Origin of the sequence: Methanoculleus marisnigri JR1 (genome assembly GCF_000015825.1) — an archaeon.
Classification (GTDB): Archaea; Halobacteriota; Methanomicrobia; order Methanomicrobiales; family Methanoculleaceae; genus Methanoculleus; species Methanoculleus marisnigri.
In genome coordinates, this window is the sequence record NC_009051.1 from 833,777 (window position 1) to 853,331 (window position 19,555).

A 19,555-nucleotide genomic window follows, 5' to 3' on the forward strand; every position below is an offset into this window, starting at 1 on the left:
AGTTTTATCATGGGAAAGACAGGCAGTGTTCAGTGGGCCCAGGTCAAGGGCGTCAAGGGGCAGATTCGGCTCGTCCCTGCACGTGAAGGCGAAGTGAAGAAACCCGGCCCGAACCAGCGGTTCAAGCCTGCAGCGGCTATCCAGAAGCGGGCGAGCAGGGAAGGGCAGGATCAGCGGCGTGGCGGACGCGGTGGACGCGGCGGACGTGGCGGACGCAGAGGAGGAGGCGCCCCGACCATGGATGTACGGGTACGCCGGGGCATACGCCGCGCGAAGGTTTCGGCTCTCGGGACCAAGCAGAAATCGAGATAAGCCGTCCCCCTCTTCTCCTTCAATACTTTTTATACTTGAGAGTTCCAGTATGTGGTATGGATCTCAAAACCGCCATCAGGACCTATCAGTTTGCCGAACGGGCGAAATCCGAACTGATTGTGGGGTCGCAGCTGACGACAGCCCTGATCCAGTTTCCGCTCCAGGAGAAGCCCGGCGGAAAACGGATGCTTGTGATGGTGCTCGAGTCGATCCGCTCGGAACTCGAGTTTGCGTACGGCGATACGGAACTTTCCGAGTTTAAGAAAGCCATCGATCACCTCAACGAGGCGATCAGCCTGACAGAGAGTATGGATCTCGGCGCCGCGTCGGAGCGGATGAGCAGGGCCGTCAGCGCCGCCACGACCGCAGCCCAGGCCGCATGGGAGACGCTCAAAGAGCATGAACTCCTCTGATTTCCTCCGTTTCCTGAGAGCACGGTCGTCGGTACGGGAATACTCCGGGGAGCCGCTTGAAGAGGAGGATATCGATTACATCCTCGCCTGTGCGAGTACGGCGCCGAGCGCCGGTAACCGCGAAGCCTGGGACGTCGTCGTCGTCACCGACGACGATGTCAGGCTGGAACTCGCGTCGGCGGCCCTCGAGCAGGTGCACATCCGGGAGGCCCCGACGGTCTTCGTGGTCTGCGCGAACTACGTCCGGTCGATGTCGCACTACGGGGAGCGGGGGATCCTCTACGCGCTCGAGGACGCCACGATCGCCTGCACCTACATGATGCTCGCCGCCCACGCCCGCAATCTGCACTCGTGCTGGACGGGGGCGTTCGAGGAAGACGAGGTTCGCGAGGTTCTCGGCCTCCCGCAGCATCTCCGTCCCGTCGCGCTTCTTGCGGTCGGGAAGGGGACGCCGCTGCTCGAGCCCATGGAGCGGATGCCCATCAAGGAGCACGTGCACCGCGAGACCTGGTAGGATTAACATTTTCGGAGAGAATATGCCGGATTATTTGGTTACGCTTGAATCAGCGTGGATAATTAAAGACGTCAAGTCTATGGACGACGCCGTGAGCATCGCGATCAGCGAGGCCGGCAAAAGGCTCAACCCCTCGGCGAAGTTCGTGGAGATCGAGGCGGGGATGATCGCCTGCCCCTTCTGCGAGGGGGAGTTGAACACCGCTCTCGTGGTCGCCGCCACCGCCCTCGTCGGGCTCGTGCTGCAGATGAAGGTCTTCCGTGCGGAGTCCGAAGAGCACGCGGCCAGGATAGCGAAGTCGGTCGTCGGGAAAGCGCTTCACGACGTGCCGCTGAAAGTCCAGGAAGTGCAGGAGTTATGATCTCAGTCGTCGGGCATACCGCCGTCGACCATCTCTTCCGGGTGCCGAAACTCCCCGGGCGGCACAACTCGACCTACATCACCGGTCACGAGGTCTACTTCGGCGGCGGGGCGGCGAACATCGCGGCCGGGATTGCGATGCTCGGCGAGCGATGCCGGCTGGTCTCTCTGGTCGGCGGCGACTTCCCGGGCAGCGACTATGATCGGTGGCTGCACAGCCTCGAGATCGTGCAGGACTTCACCCAGGTGAAGGATGCCCGGACCGCGACCGCGTACGTCTTCACCGACGACGACGGCGACCAGGAGACCTTCTTCGAGTGGGGCGCGTCGACCGCGTTCTCCCGCGCGGAGGCTCCCGCTCTCGACTTCGTCCACATGGCGACGGCCGACCCCGACTTCAACGTCCGGGTGGCCCAGAAGAGCAAATTCGCCTCTTTCGACCCGGGGCAGGATCTCCTCCGCTACACCCGTGATCAGCTCGAGATCATCCTCGCGAACATCGATATCCTCTTCTCGAACAACCACGAGATGGACCGGATGTGCGAGATGCTGGGGCTGGAGCGCTCCGCACTCGTCGCGTCGATCCCGATGACGGTCACGACCCGGGGGGCGGAGGGGAGCATCCTCTGCGTGGACGGCGAGGAGTTCCACGTCCCGGCCGTCGCGGTCGAGGCCGTCGACCCCACCGGCGCCGGCGACGGCTACCGTGCCGGGTTCCTCACGGCGTTCCGGAAGGGCCACGCCCCGCTCGACTGTTGCCGCGTCGGCGCGGTGGTCTCGTCCTTCGTCGTCGAGCGGCCGGGCACCCAGACGAACCTCCCCGACTGGGAGCGGATGCTTGCCCGGTACCGGAAGGTCTTTGACGAGCCCGGCGAAATTATTGTCTGAATTATGGGAAATACAGCGCTGATGGCCGGGATCGTTATGCCGGCTCCCGTGTCCGGTCCGAGAGCACCCGGGGGCGTCTGATGGAGTCCGGCCCCGACGTCCGCGTCGAGCGGCTCACCCGGTATATCTTCTCCGCACCGTCCTGGCCGCGGTCGCTTGGGATCATCGTGGTGCTCGGGCTCATCATCGACATAGCTACCTACCGGCCCGGCAACGAACTCTTTCTCGTCGGGACCCTCGGGTTCACGATCCCGGCGCTGGTCGCCTTCCTGCTGACCGTGCCGCTGGTGAGGGTCTCCGGCAAGCAGATCACCCATAACCGGTCGGCTCTTCTCGCCCTGGCCTGCACGGTCATTACGGTGATCCTGAGCCTCTCGCCGGTCCTTGTCTTCGGGCGGGAGCTCTTTCCGACGCTCTATGCGGGCGCTCTCGGCCTGATCTTCGGCCTCCGGCTGCTGGTCCTCGTAGCTATCGCCGACTACCGGATCTCCCGGATGGTCCTCCCCGCGTTTGTCCAGAGCGTGGTCGGGATAGCGGTCGGTGCCTGGTTCTTCACGCCCGGGTTCGTCCCCTACGCCCTCCTCCTCCAGGCGGTCTTTGGGCTGGGCTTCGTCTCCCTGATCTGGTTAATCGAGCGGCCACTGAAGCGGGCGTTCCAGATCAGCGGGCTCAACTTCCTCAACACCTTCATCGCCCACCTGACCGACGGCTCGAAGAAAATGGAGGACTTCTTCCGCGAGATCGGCGAGGAGGTCTACGTCCCGGAGGTCTCGCTCTTCTTCTCCCGCGACTCCGGCAAAGACGTCCTCTTCACCGTCCCGAACGTCCACCCCGGCCCGATGGGCGACGTCGGCGGCGGCAACCTCCCCCGGATACTCCATGACACGTTTCCCGAGGAGACGCTGGTCGCCCACGGCTGCGCCACCCACGACTTCAACCTGGTCTCGGAGAGCGAGATCGAGAAGATCGCCCGCGCCGTGGAGGCGTCCCGGGAGGGGCTTACCTTCTCCGCCGTCGCGAGCCGCCCTGTCCGGGTCGAATCGGGCTCGGTCTCGATCCTCTGCCAGCGGTTCGGGGACGCCCTCCTGATGGTGAGCACCCGGTCGCCGGAGCGGACGGAGGATCTCGACTACTCGGTCGGGATGGCGATCATGGCCGAGGGCAGGTGTGCCTTCTCGGAGGTCGCGTTCGTGGACGCTCACAACTGCATGACCAGCGTGGGCTCCCCGGTCCTCCCGGCGACGCGGATCGCAACGGAGTACATCGCCGCCGCACGCGAGGGGTTCCGGGTCGCGCGGGACCTGCCCCTTGAGCCCCTCGCGATCGGGGTCTCCCACGTCCGGGTTCCGTTCACCCGCGAGCAGGGGTTCGGGTCGCTCGGGGTGCAGGCGCTGGCGACGGAGGTCGGGGGGAAGCGGGCGGTCTACGTTCTGATCGACGGGAACAACGTGGCCCGGGGCGTCCGGGAGCAGCTGCGCGCGGTGGTGCTCGACCATGCGGACGAGGGGGAGATCATGACAACCGACACGCACACGGTGAACACGATCAGCGGGAAGAACCCGGTCGGCTACGCGGTGCCGCCGGGGGAGATCATCCCCTACATCGAGCAGGCGGTCAGGGAGGCGTTCGCCGACCTCTCGGGGGGCCGCGTGGGGTCGGCGACGGCCTCGTGCGAGGGGATCACGGTCTTCGGGTCGCAGCGGGTCTCGCAGCTCGCGAGCACCGTGAACGCGATGCTTGCGTTCATCGCCCCGCTGAGTTTCATGATTCTCGTGCTCGCGTTCCTGCTCTCGGTCTTCGCCTACATCATGCTGCAGTAGGATACCCGGCATCTTTTCTTTTGAGGCGCTCAATACTGGTTATATGGAGTACCGGTTTTCTTCCCGGATGGGGCGGGTTCCGGAGTCGTTCCTCAAAGAACTCTTCCGGGTCTCGAGCGTCCCCGGAGTGATATCGTTTGCAGGAGGGCTGCCGGGCTCGGCCTACATCGACGTCGAGGGAATCCGGGAGGCGGCCCGCGAGGTCTTCGCCGAAGAGGGGCGGACGGCGCTGCAGTACACGACGACGGACGGCTACCTGCCGCTCCGGGAGTTCATCGCCGACCGTTACCGGAGAAGGCTCGGCCTCCCGGCGACGCCCGAGGAGATCCAGATCGTGAACGGTTCCCAGCAGTGCCTGGACCTCGTCGCGAAGATCTTCCTCGATCCCGGCGACGCCGTCGGGATGGAGCGGCCGGGCTACCTCGGGGCGATCGAGGCCTTCTCCCTCTACGAGCCGGATTTTTATTCGGTTCCCCTGGAGGAGGACGGGCCGGATCTCGTGGCGTTCGCGTCGCTCATCCGGGATCGTGCGCCGAAGTTCTTCTACGGCATCCCGAACTCGCAGAACCCCTCGGGGAGAACCTACTCGGAAGGGAAGCGGCGGGCCGTCGCGGAGATCCTCGAGGGGACGGATACGATCTTTTACGAGGACGACGCTTTCGGGGAGCTCTTCTTCGACGGGAAGCCACGGCTGCCGGTGAAGCACCACCTCCCGGAGCAGACGGTGATCTCGGGGTCGTTTTCGAAGATCGTCGCACCCGGGATGCGGATCGGCTGGATATACGCGCCGGCGCCGGTCCTCCGTGAGTTCAACGTCGCGAAGCAGGCGGCCGACCTCCACTCGAATTTCCTCTGCCAGGTGATCCTGCACCGCTACCTCGCGACCCACGATCTCGACGCCCACGTCGCCCGGGTCTCTGCGGTCTACGGCGAGCACTGCCGGCTGATGTGCGAACTCCTCGACGACCTGATGCCGCCGGGCACGACCCACACCAACCCCGAGGGCGGGATGTTCATGACCGCGGCCCTGCCGGGCGGCGTCTCGTCGATGGAGGTCTTTTCCGAGGGTGTCAGAGAAGGCGTCGCGGTCCTTCCCGGGGTGCCGTTCTACGTCGGCGGCGGCGGGGAGGATACGATCCGGCTGAACTTCTCGGCGGCGGGCGAGGAGGAGATCGTCGAGGGGATGCACCGGCTGGCGAGGGTGGTGCGGCGGCTGGCGTGAGACCGGCTACCGGCGTTTTATCATGTTCCACGCCACGAGCCAGCACCCGACCATGACGAGCAGCCCGTGGGCGATCCGGACCGCCGGAGGCGTGAAGAATTGCGGGAGGAAGAGCGCGAAGCCGAGCGCGAGAGGGATGCCGCTCCACCGGGGGAAGGTGCCCGAACGCCAGATCGCGGTTGCGAAGAGGATGCTGCCTGCCGCAAGGGCGAGGAGACCCGCACCGAAGAGCCAGACGCCTTCCCCGAACCGGATCGCGTCCGTGAGCGTTACCAGAAGATCGATGCTGTTCTGCTGGAGTGCTTGCCGGCCCACGGCGTTGAGTGCAAACGTCTCGGCCCCGTAGTAGGGGAGAACCAGCCCGACGCCGACCCAGGTCAGGACGAGTGCCGCGAGGGCCCGGGGTTCGGCCTTCGTCTCGCGCAGGATGTCGTAGAGGCCGAGCAGCCCGAGCACGAGCAGGATGAACCCCACTATGGCGAGCGTGTGCGAGAGGAGCCATGCGGGAGAGGCGAATGCCCCGGCGCCGGCGAGGGACGTCTCATCGGTGTACGGCCGGATCGCGGGGTACGCGAAGAAGCAGGCGCCTGCAACCGCGAGCGAGAGCGCCGCAAGGAGTGTTCTGGTCATCGGTTTGCCTCGATCTGATCGATGTCCAACCGCCGTGACGGTCGGTTATCCTGGCAGGCACGGCCTGCCGGGGCTTGATTGCCGCTCCACCTGCACGAGCATCAGCACCGCGGGCTCGTCGCCCACCGTTCCCGAACGGTGCCCCCTCTTTCCCTGCTCGTCGGGCCGGGTGTTCTGGTCGTTCCCGAACGAGAGTTCCCCCGGCCCCATCTCCACGCGGGTGCCGTCCATGGTCTCGACGAACCAGCGGCCCGAGAGCGGCACGATCCACTGCGGCTCCGGGAACTCGCGCCACTCGCCCACCCAGCCTGCGGGGAGGACGAGGATGACGACGCGGCGGGCCGGATCGGTGAGCCTGTCGATCCACGACGGCGCGGCACCGCTCGATATGCTTGCGAACTGAAAGTCGCTCATCCGGCAGCGGTCCTGGCGGCTCACGCCGTTCTCGTCGGTCCGGACGTGCCAGTAGGGCACTTCGGGACTGTCCGGGTTACGGTCTCTCTCCATGGTAGCCTCCAATCTTCGGCCCCGCCTCAAATACCTTTGGGCCCGGGAGTCCCCCTGGAGAACGGTTGCCGGATCGGTTTTCCCCCGGCGGCATGCGGGCGTCGGACTTAATACATGCGATGGAGAATAGGTAATGGCACGTTTTGAGCGAGGGTAGCCAAGCCCGGCCAACGGCGCCGGACTTAAGATCCGGTCCCGAAGGGGTCCGTGGGTTCGAATCCCACCCCTCGCATGTTGTCATGGTTATTCTTGAATAATTAGTGCCCTTTTTGCAATTGAGCGCTTCTTCTGCAAATACGCGGGTTTTATCGCCCGGGGGCACGGTTGCCCTTGAGATCTCTTACGCCCCCGCCTCCCGCAGGCGCGCGGAGCAGATCGGGCGTGTGGTGACGGAACCCTGATGCTCGCACGTTACGATCGTCGGTATGCGTCTAAGACGATTCATGCAACTATGCCCTTTATGCCGGGTTCCTCGCATTACAATCCGGGAAAACTCCCGGTGGTCATAAAATGATTCTGATCGGCAAAGTCGCTACTGTAAAGGCTATTGTTATTATCTCCCGGGGAAAATACCCTCTTATCATTTAAAAGGAACCTCTGATTCAGATGCCGTCTCCCTCAGAAAACATACCCGAATGTTCCTATCCCGCCGGACAGGGCAAAACGGCGCCGGAAATCTCCGGAGAGGTCGAACAGTGTGTTCGAGAGCGGTTGCAGGAGTTCCAAACAGAAATCGATGCGCTTCGGCGTGAAAATGAGAGGCTGAAACGCGTTGAAAACGAGGCATTTCTGAATGGCAAGCAGGAGCTCGATCTGATCTACGCATCGGCCCCAATCGGACTATGCCTTATTGACACTGATACCCGGTACCTTCGTATCAACAGAATTTTTGCGGAGATGAATGGATATTCCATCGGAGAGCACATCGGTAAGAGAGTCCGGGAGATCTTGCCGGACCTTGCGGATGCGGCAGAGGAACTCACGCGAAAGGTTGTAAAGACGGGTGAAGCCGTGCTCAATACGGAGATTCAGGGGGAGACCCCGGCACGGCCCGGTGCGGTGCGGTACTGGAAAGAGACCTGGTCGCCGCTCAAGAATGACCGGGGGGAAGTCGTGGCTATCAATATAGTCGCCCGGGAGATCACCGGGCAAAAGCAAGCCGAGGATGCATTGCATCGCAGCGAAGGGCAACTGGCGCTCGAGGTAGAAACGCTGACCAAACTCCACACCTTCAGCACCCGTCTGCTCGCGATGTCGGATATCGAAACCGTGGCGCAGGAAGCGCTGGATGAGCTGATCGATCTGGTCGGCGCGGAGATGGGAACCCTTCAGGTCTACGACCCTGTTACCGGCGGCTTGAAATTTATGGCGACCCGAGCCCTCGATGAGGCCGCGATCGCGTCCCTGCCGGCAGTCATCGCTCCGGATTACCCCTCGACATGCGGCCGTGCGCTGAAGACGCGGCAACGCATTATCGTTGAGGACACTCTGAGCGATCCTGCTGCGGCCGCCCATCGCACGCCCGCTGCCAAACTCGGCTACCGGGCGGCTCAAAGTACGCCGCTGCTCGCCAACGGTGAACTCTTCGGCATGATCTCAACGCACTTCCGTCAGCCGCATCACTTCACGGAGCATGATCTGCGGTTGATCGATCTGGCGGCATCGCACACCGCTTCGCTCATGGAACGAACGCGTGCGGCCGAGATATTGCGCGAGAGTGAGGAACGTCTGTCTCTCGCGCTCGAAGCCGCCCAATTCGGGACGTTCGACTTCGACCTCAGGACCCGGAAGGCCAACTGGGACGAACAATCGAAACGGATATTTGGCGTCTCCGGAAGGGGGGGGCCTGGATACGAAGGGTTCATCGGGTTAATTCATCCCGACGATCGGGCGCGGGTTGAGGCTGTGCTTGCCCGGGCCTTCGATCCGGCCACAGACGGTACCTACGAGACCGAGTTTCGCATTATCCGCCCGGATGGCGGTATGGTGTGGAACCGGACGGCAGGGAAGATGTACTTCGAGGGCGAGGGACCGGAACGAAAGGCTGTTCGTCAACTTGGAATAAACCAGGATATCACCGAGCGCAAGAGGGAGGAAGAGGCGCTCAAGCGGCATACCGCCGAGCTCGCCAGGCTCCACCGCGACCTGAAGATAGCAAACCGGGAGGCGAACCTGTATCTCGACATCCTGACCCACGACATCGGCAACACCGAGAATGTCTCGAATCTCTATGCCGACATTCTGATCGAGGCATTGCAGGGGAAGGAGGAAGAGATCGGATACGTGAAAAAACTCCAGCGTAGCGTCCAGAAGAGCATCGAGATCCTGAGGACCGTCTCCACCATCCGCCGGATTCATCGGACGACCTCCGAACTCCGGCCGGTGGGTCTGGATGCGGCGATCAGGGGAGTGATCCGGAGCTCCCCGAGCAGCACCATTCTCTACGACGGAGCGAGTTCCCGGGTATGGGGCGACGATCTGTTCCCGGTGGTCATGGATAATCTCGTCGGCAATGCCGTCAAGCACGGCGGTCCGGATGTCGAGATCGTCATCCGGGTGGAAGAACTGGACGGCAGGGTGCTGGTCTCTGTCGAGGATACCGGGCCGGGTGTCCCTGACACAGAAAAGCAGGAGATCTTTCACCGATACGAGCAGAAACGCCGGGGCGTCGGCGAAGGGCTCGGGCTGTACCTCGTGCGGATCCTGGTCGAGCGCTACGGTGGAATGGTCTGGGTCGACGATCGGGTGCCGGGCCGGCCGGAGGAAGGGGCGGCGTTCCGGTTCACGGTTGCAACGGCGCCGGAGAGTGACTGATGTTTTCGGAAGCACATTCGCAGGTGTTTTGCTTGCCGAGAGGGCCTGGTTACGATCCGCTCCCGCAGGGGTCCGTGGGTTGGAATCGTGTCCCTTGCATTCTGGAGTTTGGGTATAGTTGGTAGGAAAAATGCTATTAATTATAGCCTTACAAAGTTTTGCAATCCTTTTTGGAAGATTTCAATTCTGTCTATATTTTCATCGATACCACCTCGCTTTTTAAAGTATCGCACATCGCCCCAATCTGGTCCTACCAGCAGAATCTTAGCATCCAGACTCCCCTGCCACAAAGACCAGGGACCTATCTCATCAGAGTCATACTCTGAGATCTGTGAGGGGTTGGTTAGACCTTCACAGAGACAACACTGTTTTCGCTGCTTTACCAGTTCTCGATATGCTTCGTCCTTCTTGCCTCTTGCAACATCGCTCATAACCCTAGATCTGCTTTCAGGGCCTTTAACAATTGCAAATACTCTCCACTCTTCCTCGCCTCCTCCGTCGACTCGTCCACTTTCCTCGCCGCCTCCTCAACGAGCGCCATCGAGCACGTCGCACAGTAGAGAGCGTCGTGGGCGTTCAGGTTCTTGCACCGCGGGCACTGCCGGGGCTCGAGCGCGGCATCTGCCGGGTCGGGAGTTTCATCGATGAACCCGGCGTCCTCCAGAAACTTTCGCTCGACATCCGCACCGGACAGATGGATATACACCTCGGGCATCGCGCTGTTCTTCTCCCAGCCGGCGACGAGCCGGAGCTCCATCTCCGAGAGGGCCTGCTTCTTACCGTTGCTCTGGGTCAGGTCGGTGAGCCGCGCATGGTGGATCGCGTGCGGGTGAATCGGTCTTGTCATGCCAACCACCCCTCGCATCTGGAATTTACGATTGTAAATCTCGCGAATGCCCTATATCCGCTTGCGAATCCGGTCGGCGGCAAAGCGATCTTGCACCCGCCGACGAGCCTGCCACCACAATGCACTGCACACGTAATTTATTATACTTCTTTTATACATGTGGCACCATGGCTCCAACATACCGTGATGCAACCATCAACTCCGTCGAAGCGACTGCCACGGTCAGCGGCAGCACGGGCGGTGGCCGCGACGAGAAGGGCAACGTGTACTTCTTCCCGGACGTCTCGGTGAGCATCGGCTACTGGTTCGACAACGAAGGAGTTCCGTCTTCGGACTGGGATACGCACTTCAAGGCGCAGCTGTGGATCAACGGTGAACAGGTCGGCAAGAAACAGGACCTCTCCGCCGGCGGCCCGCAGACCTACACGTTCTTCGCGCACAAGTTCCCGGCAGCGGGGACGTATAAGGTGGAGGTTCGCGGGAAGAACTCGAAGTCGGTCGATGTTACGATCAAGAATCCCCCGGTGCAGGAGAAGAAGGCGGCGCAGTGACGGGGGGGGAGCGTCTAATTTTTCGCTAATCTATAACCGCCCTGTTCTGGATCTGTTGAGCACCGAGAACCACTTATGAGATTGTGCAATATGTGTACCTATTATACTCGCTACCGTCCTCGTTTGGGACGGTAGTTTGTTCTTTTGTTTTACTCCCGTGTCACGAGCAGGTTCAGGTAGCCCGGGCAACATCTACACCTCACGGAGCCGGTTTTTCCCCTCGATTATGCCGGCGGCTCACCTGTCCTGGGGATGAAGCATATTTCGGTGAGGATCATTCCCGAACCTCCCAGTGACCGCCCCGGGCAGGGCCGATGCGGCGGAGCCGACCATCTTCACGAAGTTTGGCGATCTGCTTTTCAACTGCTCTCTGCGTGATTCCCAGCCTTTCTGCGACTACTCTTGCTGCAAGGTCGGGTTCGGCCTTCAGGAGCGCGAGGATTTTCTCCGAACTTTTCTCCGAACTTTTCTCCGAACTTTTCTCCTCCTTTCGGTGAACTGTGACGGTGAAAAGGCAGCCGTCCCGGTCATCGGCAAAGTCGATCTCAGGCCAGTCTTCGAGTGCCCGTTTGATGCCGGAGCCGAGGCCGCGGTATGGCAGCAGCCCCTTTGCGACGTACGATGCCAAGATCGGATTCCTGATATTGGAGTTACCAGCCCGGATTTTTGCCACCGTCAGATTGTTCGGGAGGTGGCCAGGGCTAATAATCTCGATGCGGTTGTCGAAGACGAACAGCCGGATAGGTGCGCTGACCAGATAGTCCCGATGCACCAGGGCATTGACCAGCAGTTCCTCAAAGACAACCGGCGGAATTTCTGGAACCCCTGGTGCATTGATTCCCTTGCCTGCCTGAGTTTTCCTGAGGTTGCGCATGATAAACGCCATGGCACCTTCGAAGACCTCAGGGAGCGTCCCGGAGAAATCCTCGCTGTCGAGATACTCGCTTACGTGAATGGCGTTGCCGGGATAGCGGATAGCCTTGATGACGAACTGCGGTTTGATCCACTCGGGCTTCTCAGCAAAGAGGAGCGCCCCGGCCAGATTCAGCATGCCGTTATCCGCGGCAAGGTTCATGTTCTGCAGGAGCGTTAGCAGTTCTTCAGACGAATCCGGGTAAGGTTGATTATAGGCGTTCCGCAGAAAGTCCCGGAAGCGCAGACTGTCCAGTTTGTCGACGCCTGCTCTGGTCGGCAGTTCGTCGGCATGGAAGATATCGACGCTCTGGAAGAGGCGGCGGAGTTCCTCCCTGGAGTTCACCCGCCGTTTGTCGGCCCCGTTTTTGAACCAGATCACACCGTTCCTATCGAAGTATGGCTTATCCTGCCCCTTCGGAACGGTGAGCACGATGACGATGCGATCTTCATCCACCTGAACATTCTCAGTCTGTACCGTCAACGGGCTCTTCACGTGCTGAGAGGCCGCGTTGCTGATGAGCTGGTTGAGTCGATTCACATCCGTGCGTGAGAGACCCAGTACGGAGCCATCGTCAGCAACACCGAGAAAAAGCGTGCCCCCTTCGGCATTGGCAAATGCAGCCATCTCAGCAGCAAGGGCATCGGCGTTGGTAACGTCGCGCTTGAACTGGCGGCGGCTGTCTTCACCGGTGGCGATCAGGGCTCGGAGGATATCAGGGATCATGGGGGGAGCCTCGTTGTGGAGGGGGCAGAAGGTAGGCTGTCTCTGTAGATCCCGTTCCCATCTTCCCTCTCTGGTTGTTGCGATACGATAAGTACCCATTTTGGATCGGGGCTATATTAACCTACCATTTTTCTGGATTCAACTATCTCTTGACTTTCCAAATCCCGAATTTGCAGGAGGCATCTTCGACTTTTCCCTCTATCTACGGTGATAACCCCGAATACCATGGTCTTGAGCTTCTTTCTCCTTCATACTTCAGGCAATCCCCGGCGAGGTGTTTCGCCAATCGACATGTTCCAGTCGTCTCTTTTTATATGTCGGTTCTGCTGAGATCTACTATATGGGCGGCAAGATATTCCTCCTCAAAGACGGTGACGAATTGCAGGAGATGGTCGAAACCCCGTATGATTCTGAAGACCTCCTTCAGCAGCTCCTCAAGAACCATCCTGCGCTTCTTGCCGGTGACCAGATTGATCCGACCGAACCGAGGAGATGGCTGTTGATCACTCGTGAAATGGGTGTCCCGGATAGCGATGACAGTACAGGGAGGTGGGCACTCGACCATTTGTTCATTGACCAGGACGGAATCCCTACCCTCGTTGAGGTGAAGCGGAGCTGCGACACTCGAACTCGCCGTGAGGTGGTTGCCCAGATGCTGGACTATGCAGCGAACTCAGTGCAGTACTGGAATATCGGAGATATCATCAGATCCTTTACTCACACTTGTGGAGAGAAAGGAGTTGACCCTGAAGAGGAACTTGCAGCCTTCTTATCTGGCTCTACCGATCCCGAGGAATATTGGGATATAGCGTTGGCGAACCTTCGGCAGGGGAAGATCCGACTCCTCTTTGTCACCGATATTATCCCCCCTGAATTGAAGAGGATTATCGAGTTCCTGAATGAGCAGATGAATCCCGCGGAGGTGCTCGGGGTGGAGGTTAAGCAGTATACCGGCCGAAAGGAAAAAACCCTTGTCTCCAGGGTCGTTGGCCAGACGATGAGGGCGATCGACACCAAGAAGGTTCGGTCTGGAAAACCACGGCAATGGGATCGGGAGTCGTTACTTCTGCAGGTGCAGGAGAGGGCAGGAGATGAATCTGTGCGTATTGTAGATCATGTCCTTGAATGGGCGGAGACGCACAATTTCTCATTGAAATACGGAAAGGGTGCGCACGAGGGGTCAGCAACGATTGGACTCGACCTGCCCGGCGGGAATTACTGCAGGATTATCACAGTGAATGGAGGAGGCAGCATCGCTCCTAACTTTGATATGCTATTGGGTTTTCCTCCATTTGATCAGAGGGAGATGCGCCTAAAGATGCTTAATAAATTGGGCCGCGAAAGCAATATCCGGTTTGATCCGAATAAAGTCGATACCTGGTCAAACCGACCTCTCTCTCCGCTCGCAGATGAGAACCACTTCCATGCGTTTTGCAAGACCCTTGAGTGGGTGAGAGGTAAGCTGGAAGAGCATCACCGACTTGCAGGAGCGCAATCGGGATAAAATCTTCTTCGTAAGGGCATCCAATACCTTTTTCGAGGGTATAACTGTTGTCTGGAGACGTACCTTGAGATCTCCCTATTTTGGCTCTGTACTGTGAGTCACCTCTCAAGCCCCATGCCTGCCCGCCCCCATTGATAAACATCTATCAACCTCTCCCTCCATATTCGCTATGGAGAGATTCGATGCCCGCGATACGAATAAGCGAAGGAAGCGAGCTGGCCCAGCAGCCGGAACCCTTCAAGAATGAATATGAACTGCAGGAGATCCTCGCCGGGCACCCGGTGCTCCTCGTCGACCGGGACGATTCCGCGCTCGTCACGATCTGCCGGGAGTTGCCGTTTGAGAACGGATTCGCCGATATCGTTCTCATCGACAGCAACGGGCTGCCGGTCATCGTCGAGGTGAAACTGGCCCGGAACGAAGAGTCGCGGCGCGAGGTCGTCGGCCGGTTATGCGACTCTCTTTCAGCAATGCGCAACCTTACGCCTGATGCGGTGAACGAGCGATCCGCGGGCCTTCTCGAAGAAACACTCCAGTCCATGGCCGGTGCCGAGGGAGAAGAGAGCCCCGGAGAACGGCTCGCCCTGCTGAAGAGCAACTTCGCCTCGTATTTGAGAGCCGGGCAGATCAGGGGTATCATCGTCCTCGACGCCGCCCCCGACGACCTTATCCGGGAGTTCAGTTACCTCAACGAACACAGCGATCTCGATCTCCGGCTGCTGGTGGTCGAGCGCTACCGGCTCGGCAGGAACGAGTATTTCTACCATTCGCGATTCCTGGTATCGGGAGAGGCAGATCCGGAGATAAAGAGGCAGAGATTACGGCTTCGCCTGATCGTCGAGAAGTTCTCGAAGATGAAACCGCCGATATTCTCGACGCACGCGACAGGGAAGGAGAACGTCCGGGTATACCGCGAAGGGTGGCCGGCAGCGGTGCACTACGAGTTCGGCGACCGGGGGGATTCCATCAGTATCGAGCTGCAAGTCCGGCACAGGGAGTACCCGAAGGTCGCGGACTTCCTCTCCAGACTCCGCGAGCACCTCGCCACGGCCATCTCGAAGACCCAGCGGGTCGAACTGGTTACCGACCCGTCCGGGTGGACGAGGCTTCAGTTCTTCTTCGGGGAAGAGATCGACCCGTACTGGATTGCACAATCGATGGTGCGGCTCTGTAAGACCGAGAAAGACCTCTCCACCCTGCTGCAGGAAGGGAGCGGATAGAGGGCGAACGCCATCCGCCGATTCGTCCGGCTCCACGGAGGCGCCCGCCTGGACGCCGGAACCGCCGCCCTCCTCCAAAGGTATACGTATCGGTGCATCGAACACCTCATATGGATGCTCCGGCCTCGACGGGCAGGAAGAGGTCATGAACGGCGGCACGATGATCCTGGCTCTCGTTTTTGCATGCGGTCTCCTTGCAGGATTCGGCATCTACGCGATCGTATCCTCCACCCCGGGAGAGACCGCCCTCTACACGGCGAACGCGCCGGAGCCCATCGGGCCGTACAGCCAGGCCGTGCAGTGCGGGGACTACCTCTTTATGTCGGGGCAGATCGGTCTCGACCCGGCGACCAACAACCTCTCCGGCACCGCCGCCGGCGAGGCGAGACAGGCGATGGAGAACCTGCAGGCCATACTCGCCGAAGGCGGCCTCGACTTCCCGGACGTCGTCCAGACCCGGATTTATCTCACGGACCTCGCGGACTTTGATGCGGTCAACGCCGTCTACGCCGAGTATTTCAACGAGCCCTACCCCGCACGGGCGACGATGCAGGTCGCCGCCCTCCCGAAAGGGTCGAGGGTCGAGATCGAGATGATCGCAAACGTGCGGTGACCCGGGCGACCTGAAGGAGGCGCCGTGCTCACGCGGGAGAGATTGCATTCTCCCTTCTGTGGGGATACCGGCCCCCGTTAGATCAAAATCTTTCCTTAATCCCGCACAATACGATAAAATGCCTCTATATTGCCCTGACAATTGGAAATGTTTTTTATACCCGTTCTCTCTCATTTAGATATAGTGCATCCCCTCACGAACCCGGATCACATCCTCTACGTGGACGACGAAGAGGCGCTGCTCGAGATCGGTCGGGCCTTCCTCGAGCGAGCGGGCAGCATCATCGTCGATACGACCTCGAACCCGCTGGAGGCATGCGAAACAATCATGGCCGGGCGGTACGATGCGGTCGTCTCGGACTACATGATGCCGGGGATGGATGGGATTGCTCTCTTAAAGCATGTCCGGGAGGCAGGGTCCCGGGTACCCTTCATCATCTTCACCGGCAGGGGACGCGAGGAGGTGGCAATCGAGGCGCTGAACAGCGGTGCCGACTTCTACCTCCAGAAAGGCGGCGACCCGAGGGCTCAGTTTGCCGATCTCGCCAATGCGGTCCGGCAACTGGCTGGGAAGCAGAGGGCGGAAGCGGCGTTGCGCAGGAGCGAAGATATGCTGCACAGGGCGGAGAGCATCTTCCGTGCCGCCCCCACCGGTATCGGAATGGCTGTGGACGGGGTCGTCACGGAGGTCAACGAACGGCTCTGCGATCTTCTCGGCTACACCCGCGACGAACTCGTCGGTCAGTCCATGCGGCTGCTTTATCCGGGCGACGCGGAGTATGAATCCGCCCTGCAGCAGATGGACGTCCAGATCCGGAAGGCCGGAACGTGCACGCTTGAGACCCGTTGCATGCGCAAGGACGGAGCGACTCTCGACGTGCAGTTCTCCAGCACGCCTCTCGATCCGGAGGACCCCTCACGCGGCGTGACGTTTACGACTCTGGATATCAGCGAGCACACGGCCCTGGAGCGGGAGATTGCGTATCACGCCGAGGAACTTGTCCGGCAGACGAACGGCCTGGCCGTTGCGAACAGGAAACTCAACCTGATGAGCAGCATCACCCGGCATGATATCCTGAACCAGCTGACGATCCTTCTCGGCAACCTCTGGATGGTGGAGGAGGCTGAACCGGGCGAGGATATCTCGGAGCACCTTGCCCGCGTGAAGGGTTCGGCCGACCGGATACACCGCCAGATCGAGTTCACCCGGGACTACACGGATCTCGGCGTCCGGTCGCCGGAATGGCAGCGGGTCTCTGACGCGCTCGGGACTGAGGGGCTTCACGGGCTGCCGGTCGAGAACGAAGCCGGCGATCTTGCCGTTTACGCCGATCCGATGCTTGCAACGGTCTTTTCCAACCTGATGGATAACACAATCCGGCACGGGGAGTCGGTGACCCGGGTCTGCGTCCGGTATCACCCGGGGGAGAGCGGAGACCTCACCCTCATCTGGGAAGACGACGGTGCCGGTGTTCCTGCCGGGGAGAAGGAGCGGATCTTTCACCGGGGCGTCGGGAAGAACACGGGACTTGGCCTTTTCCTGATCCGGGAGATTCTCGGGATCACCGGGATCAGAATCACCGAGACGGGCGAGCCCGGGAATGGGGCACGGTTCGAGATGCTCGTGCCCCGCGGGATGTATCGGGTTTAGGTCCGGTGACCGGGAGGCGGTCTCCTGCATCGTCGTGGTTATCCAACCCCTACCTTAATCTCCCTCCAATCCGACCCTATCCTATGAATCTCCGCCAGATCCCGCTCCTCACCGCCCTGCTCCTCCTCGCCGCGGCCGCTGCAGCGGGTGCATGGCCCAGGAGACCGTGGTCTCAGACGACGTGAAGGCAGAGGTGCTCGCATACGCGGACCCGATCGCCGGGAACGTCATGCAGGGCTTCAACGAGGGCAACTACACGATCTACTCCCGCGACTTCAGCCCGGAGATGAGGCAGGCTCTCGACGAGGCCGCGTTCGAGCAGAACCGCGAGTTCGTCACGTCCCGGATCGGGCTCTATGAATCCAGGACCGATCCCGTCGTCACCGAGACCGGCGAGTACATCGCCGTGACCTACAGGGGAGAGTTCGAGCGGGAGGACGGTGTGGCTCTCCGGTTGGTCTTCCAGAAGGACGATCCGTCGCACCGGCTCCACGGGCTCTGGTTCAACTCGCCGATGCTGCGCAGTTAAGGCGGTTCAGAACTGCCCGGCGGGAGCGTGCCGACCGGCCCCCCTACCTCCGGTATAAGGAATGGTTCCTATCCAGCAGCACACACCGCTTCGATCTCTTCCAGGTCGTAGATGAGGAACCCCTCCTCACGAAGCCGGTCTTTTGCCTCGATGCTGCCGGCGACAAGGCAGAAGCGTTCGTTTGGATAGCGGTCGTGCCGGACGCCCCCCGCCTTCTGCATAAGGCGCGTGAGCACGCCGCGCCCCTCCCGTTCCGTAAGGCTCCCCCATTTGCACTCCCCGAAGACAATGCTCGCGTCGCTCTCCCGGGCGGCAACGAGATCGATCTCCTCGCCGCGATACCACCATCGTCCGACGGTATATCCCGGCAGAACGCTCCGGGCGAACTCGTTCCGCACGAAGACCTCGAACTGTTTGCCGAAGTAGGGGTTCATATCGACGGCATCGCCTGTAAGGCTCTCCATCTCGATCTCCTGCCGGTGTGAAAAGACGAAGTTGTACCAGAAGTCGAAGATGCAGTCCTTGATGCGGTACAGCCCCTGCCGCCGGCTGCCGAGGAGGGGCAGCTCCTTTTCGATGATCCCGAGCCGGGTCATCGCTTCGAGGTAGGGGTAGAGGTGGCGGGCGTCCATGCCGCAGAACTGAGCGATGCTGCTGGCGCTTGTGTTACCGACGGCGACGGCGTTGAGGATCGCCTGATAGGTCTTCAACTCCCGGAACTCCTGCGAGAGGAGGAAGTAGGGCTCCCGGTAGAAGTAGCCGTACCTGCTGAAGAATTCCCGTTCAACAAAGGTGCGATAGTCGGGATAATCCCCGGCCTTGAGGAGGTACTCAGGGATGCCACCGATGGTCAGGTGAGCCTTGAGGGCGTCGCGGAACGAAAACCAGGGAAGCAGTTTTCGTGCATCGGCAAATCGGAGCGGCCCAAGGAGCATATCGCGTGTCCGCCGCCCGTAGAGGGGGGACGTGTAGGAGAGCGCACTGTCGGTCATCAGCCCGAGCATCGACCCGGAGAGGAGAATGTACAAATTCGATCCGGCAAAGGCGGTATCCCAGGCTTTCTGGAGCGCTGAAAGGACTGCCGGGTCGTTCTTGATCAGGTAGGTGAACTCGTCGATGACAAGGTAGCGGCGCTCCGGGAGCGGTATCCGGGCGAGGTAGGTGAAGAGTTGGTCCCAGGTCGCGATCTCCAGGGTTGCGAGAAGCGGGTCATCGAAGAACTGTGCTATCGCCTCCTGTAGCCGCCGGATCTGGATCTGCGGCGCGGTGTCTTCGGCGAAATGAAGGATGCCCTTCTTGTCGCGGACGAACTCGGTGATGAGCCGGGTCTTGCCGATCCGGCGCCGGCCGTAGAGTATGATCAGCCGCCCGCCGTCTTTTTGCCATTCTTCCTCAAGGAGGGCGGACTCGGTCTCGCGGTCGACAAACTCCCTAATCATGATTAGTACTAATCCAGATTAGTAATAAGGACTTCGTTTTACGGGCATGCCGGTTGCATCCACCGTCTCCGCACCGTCGGGCC

General features: G+C 60.7%; 20 protein-coding genes and 1 tRNA gene. 15 read left to right on the top strand and 6 right to left on the bottom strand.

Annotation, left to right across the window (positions count from 1 at the left end; all coding sequences use genetic code 11):
- Positions 1 to 9: 9 nt before the first annotated feature.
- The 7 genes from MEMAR_RS12665 to MEMAR_RS04215 all read left to right on the top strand — a co-directional run bounded on the left by MEMAR_RS12665 (position 10) and on the right by MEMAR_RS04215 (position 5,529).
- Positions 10 to 312, top strand: coding sequence for a DUF5350 domain-containing protein (locus MEMAR_RS12665; RefSeq protein WP_011843699.1), 303 nt, complete (start codon positions 10 to 12; stop codon positions 310 to 312).
- 56 nt (positions 313 to 368) lie between these two features.
- The gene (locus MEMAR_RS04190) at positions 369 to 725 is read left to right on the top strand and encodes a hypothetical protein (RefSeq protein ID WP_011843700.1); all 357 of its coding nucleotides are present in this window, start codon (positions 369 to 371) and stop codon (positions 723 to 725) included.
- A complete protein-coding gene (locus MEMAR_RS04195; protein WP_011843701.1) occupies positions 712 to 1,239 on the top strand; it encodes a nitroreductase family protein in 528 nt (175 codons plus the stop codon). Before MEMAR_RS04190 ends, MEMAR_RS04195 begins: the two co-directional genes overlap by 14 nt.
- A gap of 22 nt (positions 1,240 to 1,261) precedes the next feature.
- On the top strand, positions 1,262 to 1,600 hold the full coding sequence (locus MEMAR_RS04200) for a DUF555 domain-containing protein (RefSeq protein ID WP_011843702.1): 339 nt from the start codon (positions 1,262 to 1,264) through the stop codon (positions 1,598 to 1,600).
- Positions 1,597 to 2,487 (top strand): carbohydrate kinase family protein, encoded by an 891-nt coding sequence (locus tag MEMAR_RS04205; protein WP_011843703.1) that lies wholly within the window; start codon positions 1,597 to 1,599, stop codon positions 2,485 to 2,487. The genes MEMAR_RS04200 and MEMAR_RS04205 overlap by 4 nt, the downstream gene beginning before the upstream one ends.
- 80 nt (positions 2,488 to 2,567) lie before the next feature.
- On the top strand, positions 2,568 to 4,307 hold the full coding sequence (locus tag MEMAR_RS04210) for a DUF2070 family protein (RefSeq protein ID WP_011843704.1): 1,740 nt from the start codon (positions 2,568 to 2,570) through the stop codon (positions 4,305 to 4,307).
- Positions 4,308 to 4,350: 43 nt separating this feature from the next.
- Positions 4,351 to 5,529 (top strand): aminotransferase-like domain-containing protein, encoded by a 1,179-nt coding sequence (locus MEMAR_RS04215; protein ID WP_011843705.1) that lies wholly within the window; start codon positions 4,351 to 4,353, stop codon positions 5,527 to 5,529.
- Between the two features lie 6 nt (positions 5,530 to 5,535).
- Here the strand turns inward: MEMAR_RS04215 and MEMAR_RS04220 are convergent, their stop codons facing one another.
- The gene (locus MEMAR_RS04220; protein ID WP_011843706.1) at positions 5,536 to 6,159 is read right to left on the bottom strand and encodes a hypothetical protein; all 624 of its coding nucleotides are present in this window, start codon (positions 6,157 to 6,159) and stop codon (positions 5,536 to 5,538) included.
- 45 nt (positions 6,160 to 6,204) lie between these two features.
- On the bottom strand, positions 6,205 to 6,666 hold the full coding sequence (locus MEMAR_RS04225; RefSeq protein ID WP_011843707.1) for a cupin domain-containing protein: 462 nt from the start codon (positions 6,664 to 6,666) through the stop codon (positions 6,205 to 6,207).
- Positions 6,667 to 6,813: 147 nt separating this feature from the next.
- On the opposite strand from MEMAR_RS04225, the gene MEMAR_RS04230 reads away from it, so the two are divergent.
- Together MEMAR_RS04230 and MEMAR_RS12425 are read left to right on the top strand one after the other, a co-directional pair.
- Positions 6,814 to 6,898: transfer RNA gene (locus MEMAR_RS04230), tRNA-Leu, on the top strand.
- Positions 6,899 to 7,272: 374 nt separating this feature from the next.
- Entirely contained in the window at positions 7,273 to 9,480 is a 2,208-nt protein-coding gene (locus MEMAR_RS12425) for a PAS domain-containing sensor histidine kinase (RefSeq protein WP_011843708.1), read from the top strand.
- Positions 9,481 to 9,620: 140 nt separating this feature from the next.
- On the opposite strand, the gene MEMAR_RS12920 is transcribed toward MEMAR_RS12425, so the two are convergent.
- Together MEMAR_RS12920 and MEMAR_RS04240 are read right to left on the bottom strand one after the other, a co-directional pair.
- Positions 9,621 to 9,911, bottom strand: coding sequence for a hypothetical protein (locus MEMAR_RS12920; RefSeq protein ID WP_011843709.1), 291 nt, complete (start codon positions 9,909 to 9,911; stop codon positions 9,621 to 9,623).
- Positions 9,908 to 10,327, bottom strand: coding sequence for a hypothetical protein (locus MEMAR_RS04240; protein ID WP_011843710.1), 420 nt, complete (start codon positions 10,325 to 10,327; stop codon positions 9,908 to 9,910). The genes MEMAR_RS12920 and MEMAR_RS04240 overlap by 4 nt, the downstream gene beginning before the upstream one ends.
- Positions 10,328 to 10,494: 167 nt before the next feature.
- Here MEMAR_RS04240 and MEMAR_RS04245 point away from each other — a divergent pair, with 167 nt between their 5' ends.
- Entirely contained in the window at positions 10,495 to 10,878 is a 384-nt protein-coding gene (locus MEMAR_RS04245; protein WP_143706318.1) for a PKD domain-containing protein, read from the top strand.
- 274 nt (positions 10,879 to 11,152) lie between these two features.
- On the opposite strand, the gene MEMAR_RS04250 is transcribed toward MEMAR_RS04245, so the two are convergent.
- On the bottom strand, positions 11,153 to 12,517 hold the full coding sequence (locus MEMAR_RS04250; protein WP_011843712.1) for an RNA-binding domain-containing protein: 1,365 nt from the start codon (positions 12,515 to 12,517) through the stop codon (positions 11,153 to 11,155).
- A gap of 340 nt (positions 12,518 to 12,857) precedes the next feature.
- On the opposite strand from MEMAR_RS04250, the gene MEMAR_RS04255 reads away from it, so the two are divergent.
- The 5 genes from MEMAR_RS04255 to MEMAR_RS04275 all read left to right on the top strand — a co-directional run bounded on the left by MEMAR_RS04255 (position 12,858) and on the right by MEMAR_RS04275 (position 18,033).
- Positions 12,858 to 14,021, top strand: a complete 1,164-nt coding sequence (locus MEMAR_RS04255; RefSeq protein ID WP_011843713.1) for a hypothetical protein — start codon at positions 12,858 to 12,860, stop codon at positions 14,019 to 14,021.
- 182 nt (positions 14,022 to 14,203) lie between these two features.
- Positions 14,204 to 15,241: a PDDEXK family nuclease gene (locus MEMAR_RS04260; protein WP_011843714.1), complete on the top strand. Its 1,038-nt coding sequence runs from the start codon at positions 14,204 to 14,206 to the stop codon at positions 15,239 to 15,241.
- 145 nt (positions 15,242 to 15,386) lie between these two features.
- The gene (locus tag MEMAR_RS04265) at positions 15,387 to 15,854 is read left to right on the top strand and encodes a RidA family protein (protein WP_245526648.1); all 468 of its coding nucleotides are present in this window, start codon (positions 15,387 to 15,389) and stop codon (positions 15,852 to 15,854) included.
- A gap of 183 nt (positions 15,855 to 16,037) precedes the next feature.
- A complete protein-coding gene (locus tag MEMAR_RS12430; protein ID WP_052291852.1) occupies positions 16,038 to 17,504 on the top strand; it encodes a response regulator in 1,467 nt (488 codons plus the stop codon).
- 151 nt (positions 17,505 to 17,655) lie between these two features.
- Positions 17,656 to 18,033, top strand: a complete 378-nt coding sequence (locus MEMAR_RS04275; RefSeq protein WP_011843717.1) for a DUF3887 domain-containing protein — start codon at positions 17,656 to 17,658, stop codon at positions 18,031 to 18,033.
- Between the two features lie 68 nt (positions 18,034 to 18,101).
- On the opposite strand, the gene MEMAR_RS04280 is transcribed toward MEMAR_RS04275, so the two are convergent.
- Positions 18,102 to 19,472: an ATP-binding protein gene (locus tag MEMAR_RS04280; protein WP_011843718.1), complete on the bottom strand. Its 1,371-nt coding sequence runs from the start codon at positions 19,470 to 19,472 to the stop codon at positions 18,102 to 18,104.
- Between the last annotated feature and the right edge of the window lie 83 nt (positions 19,473 to 19,555).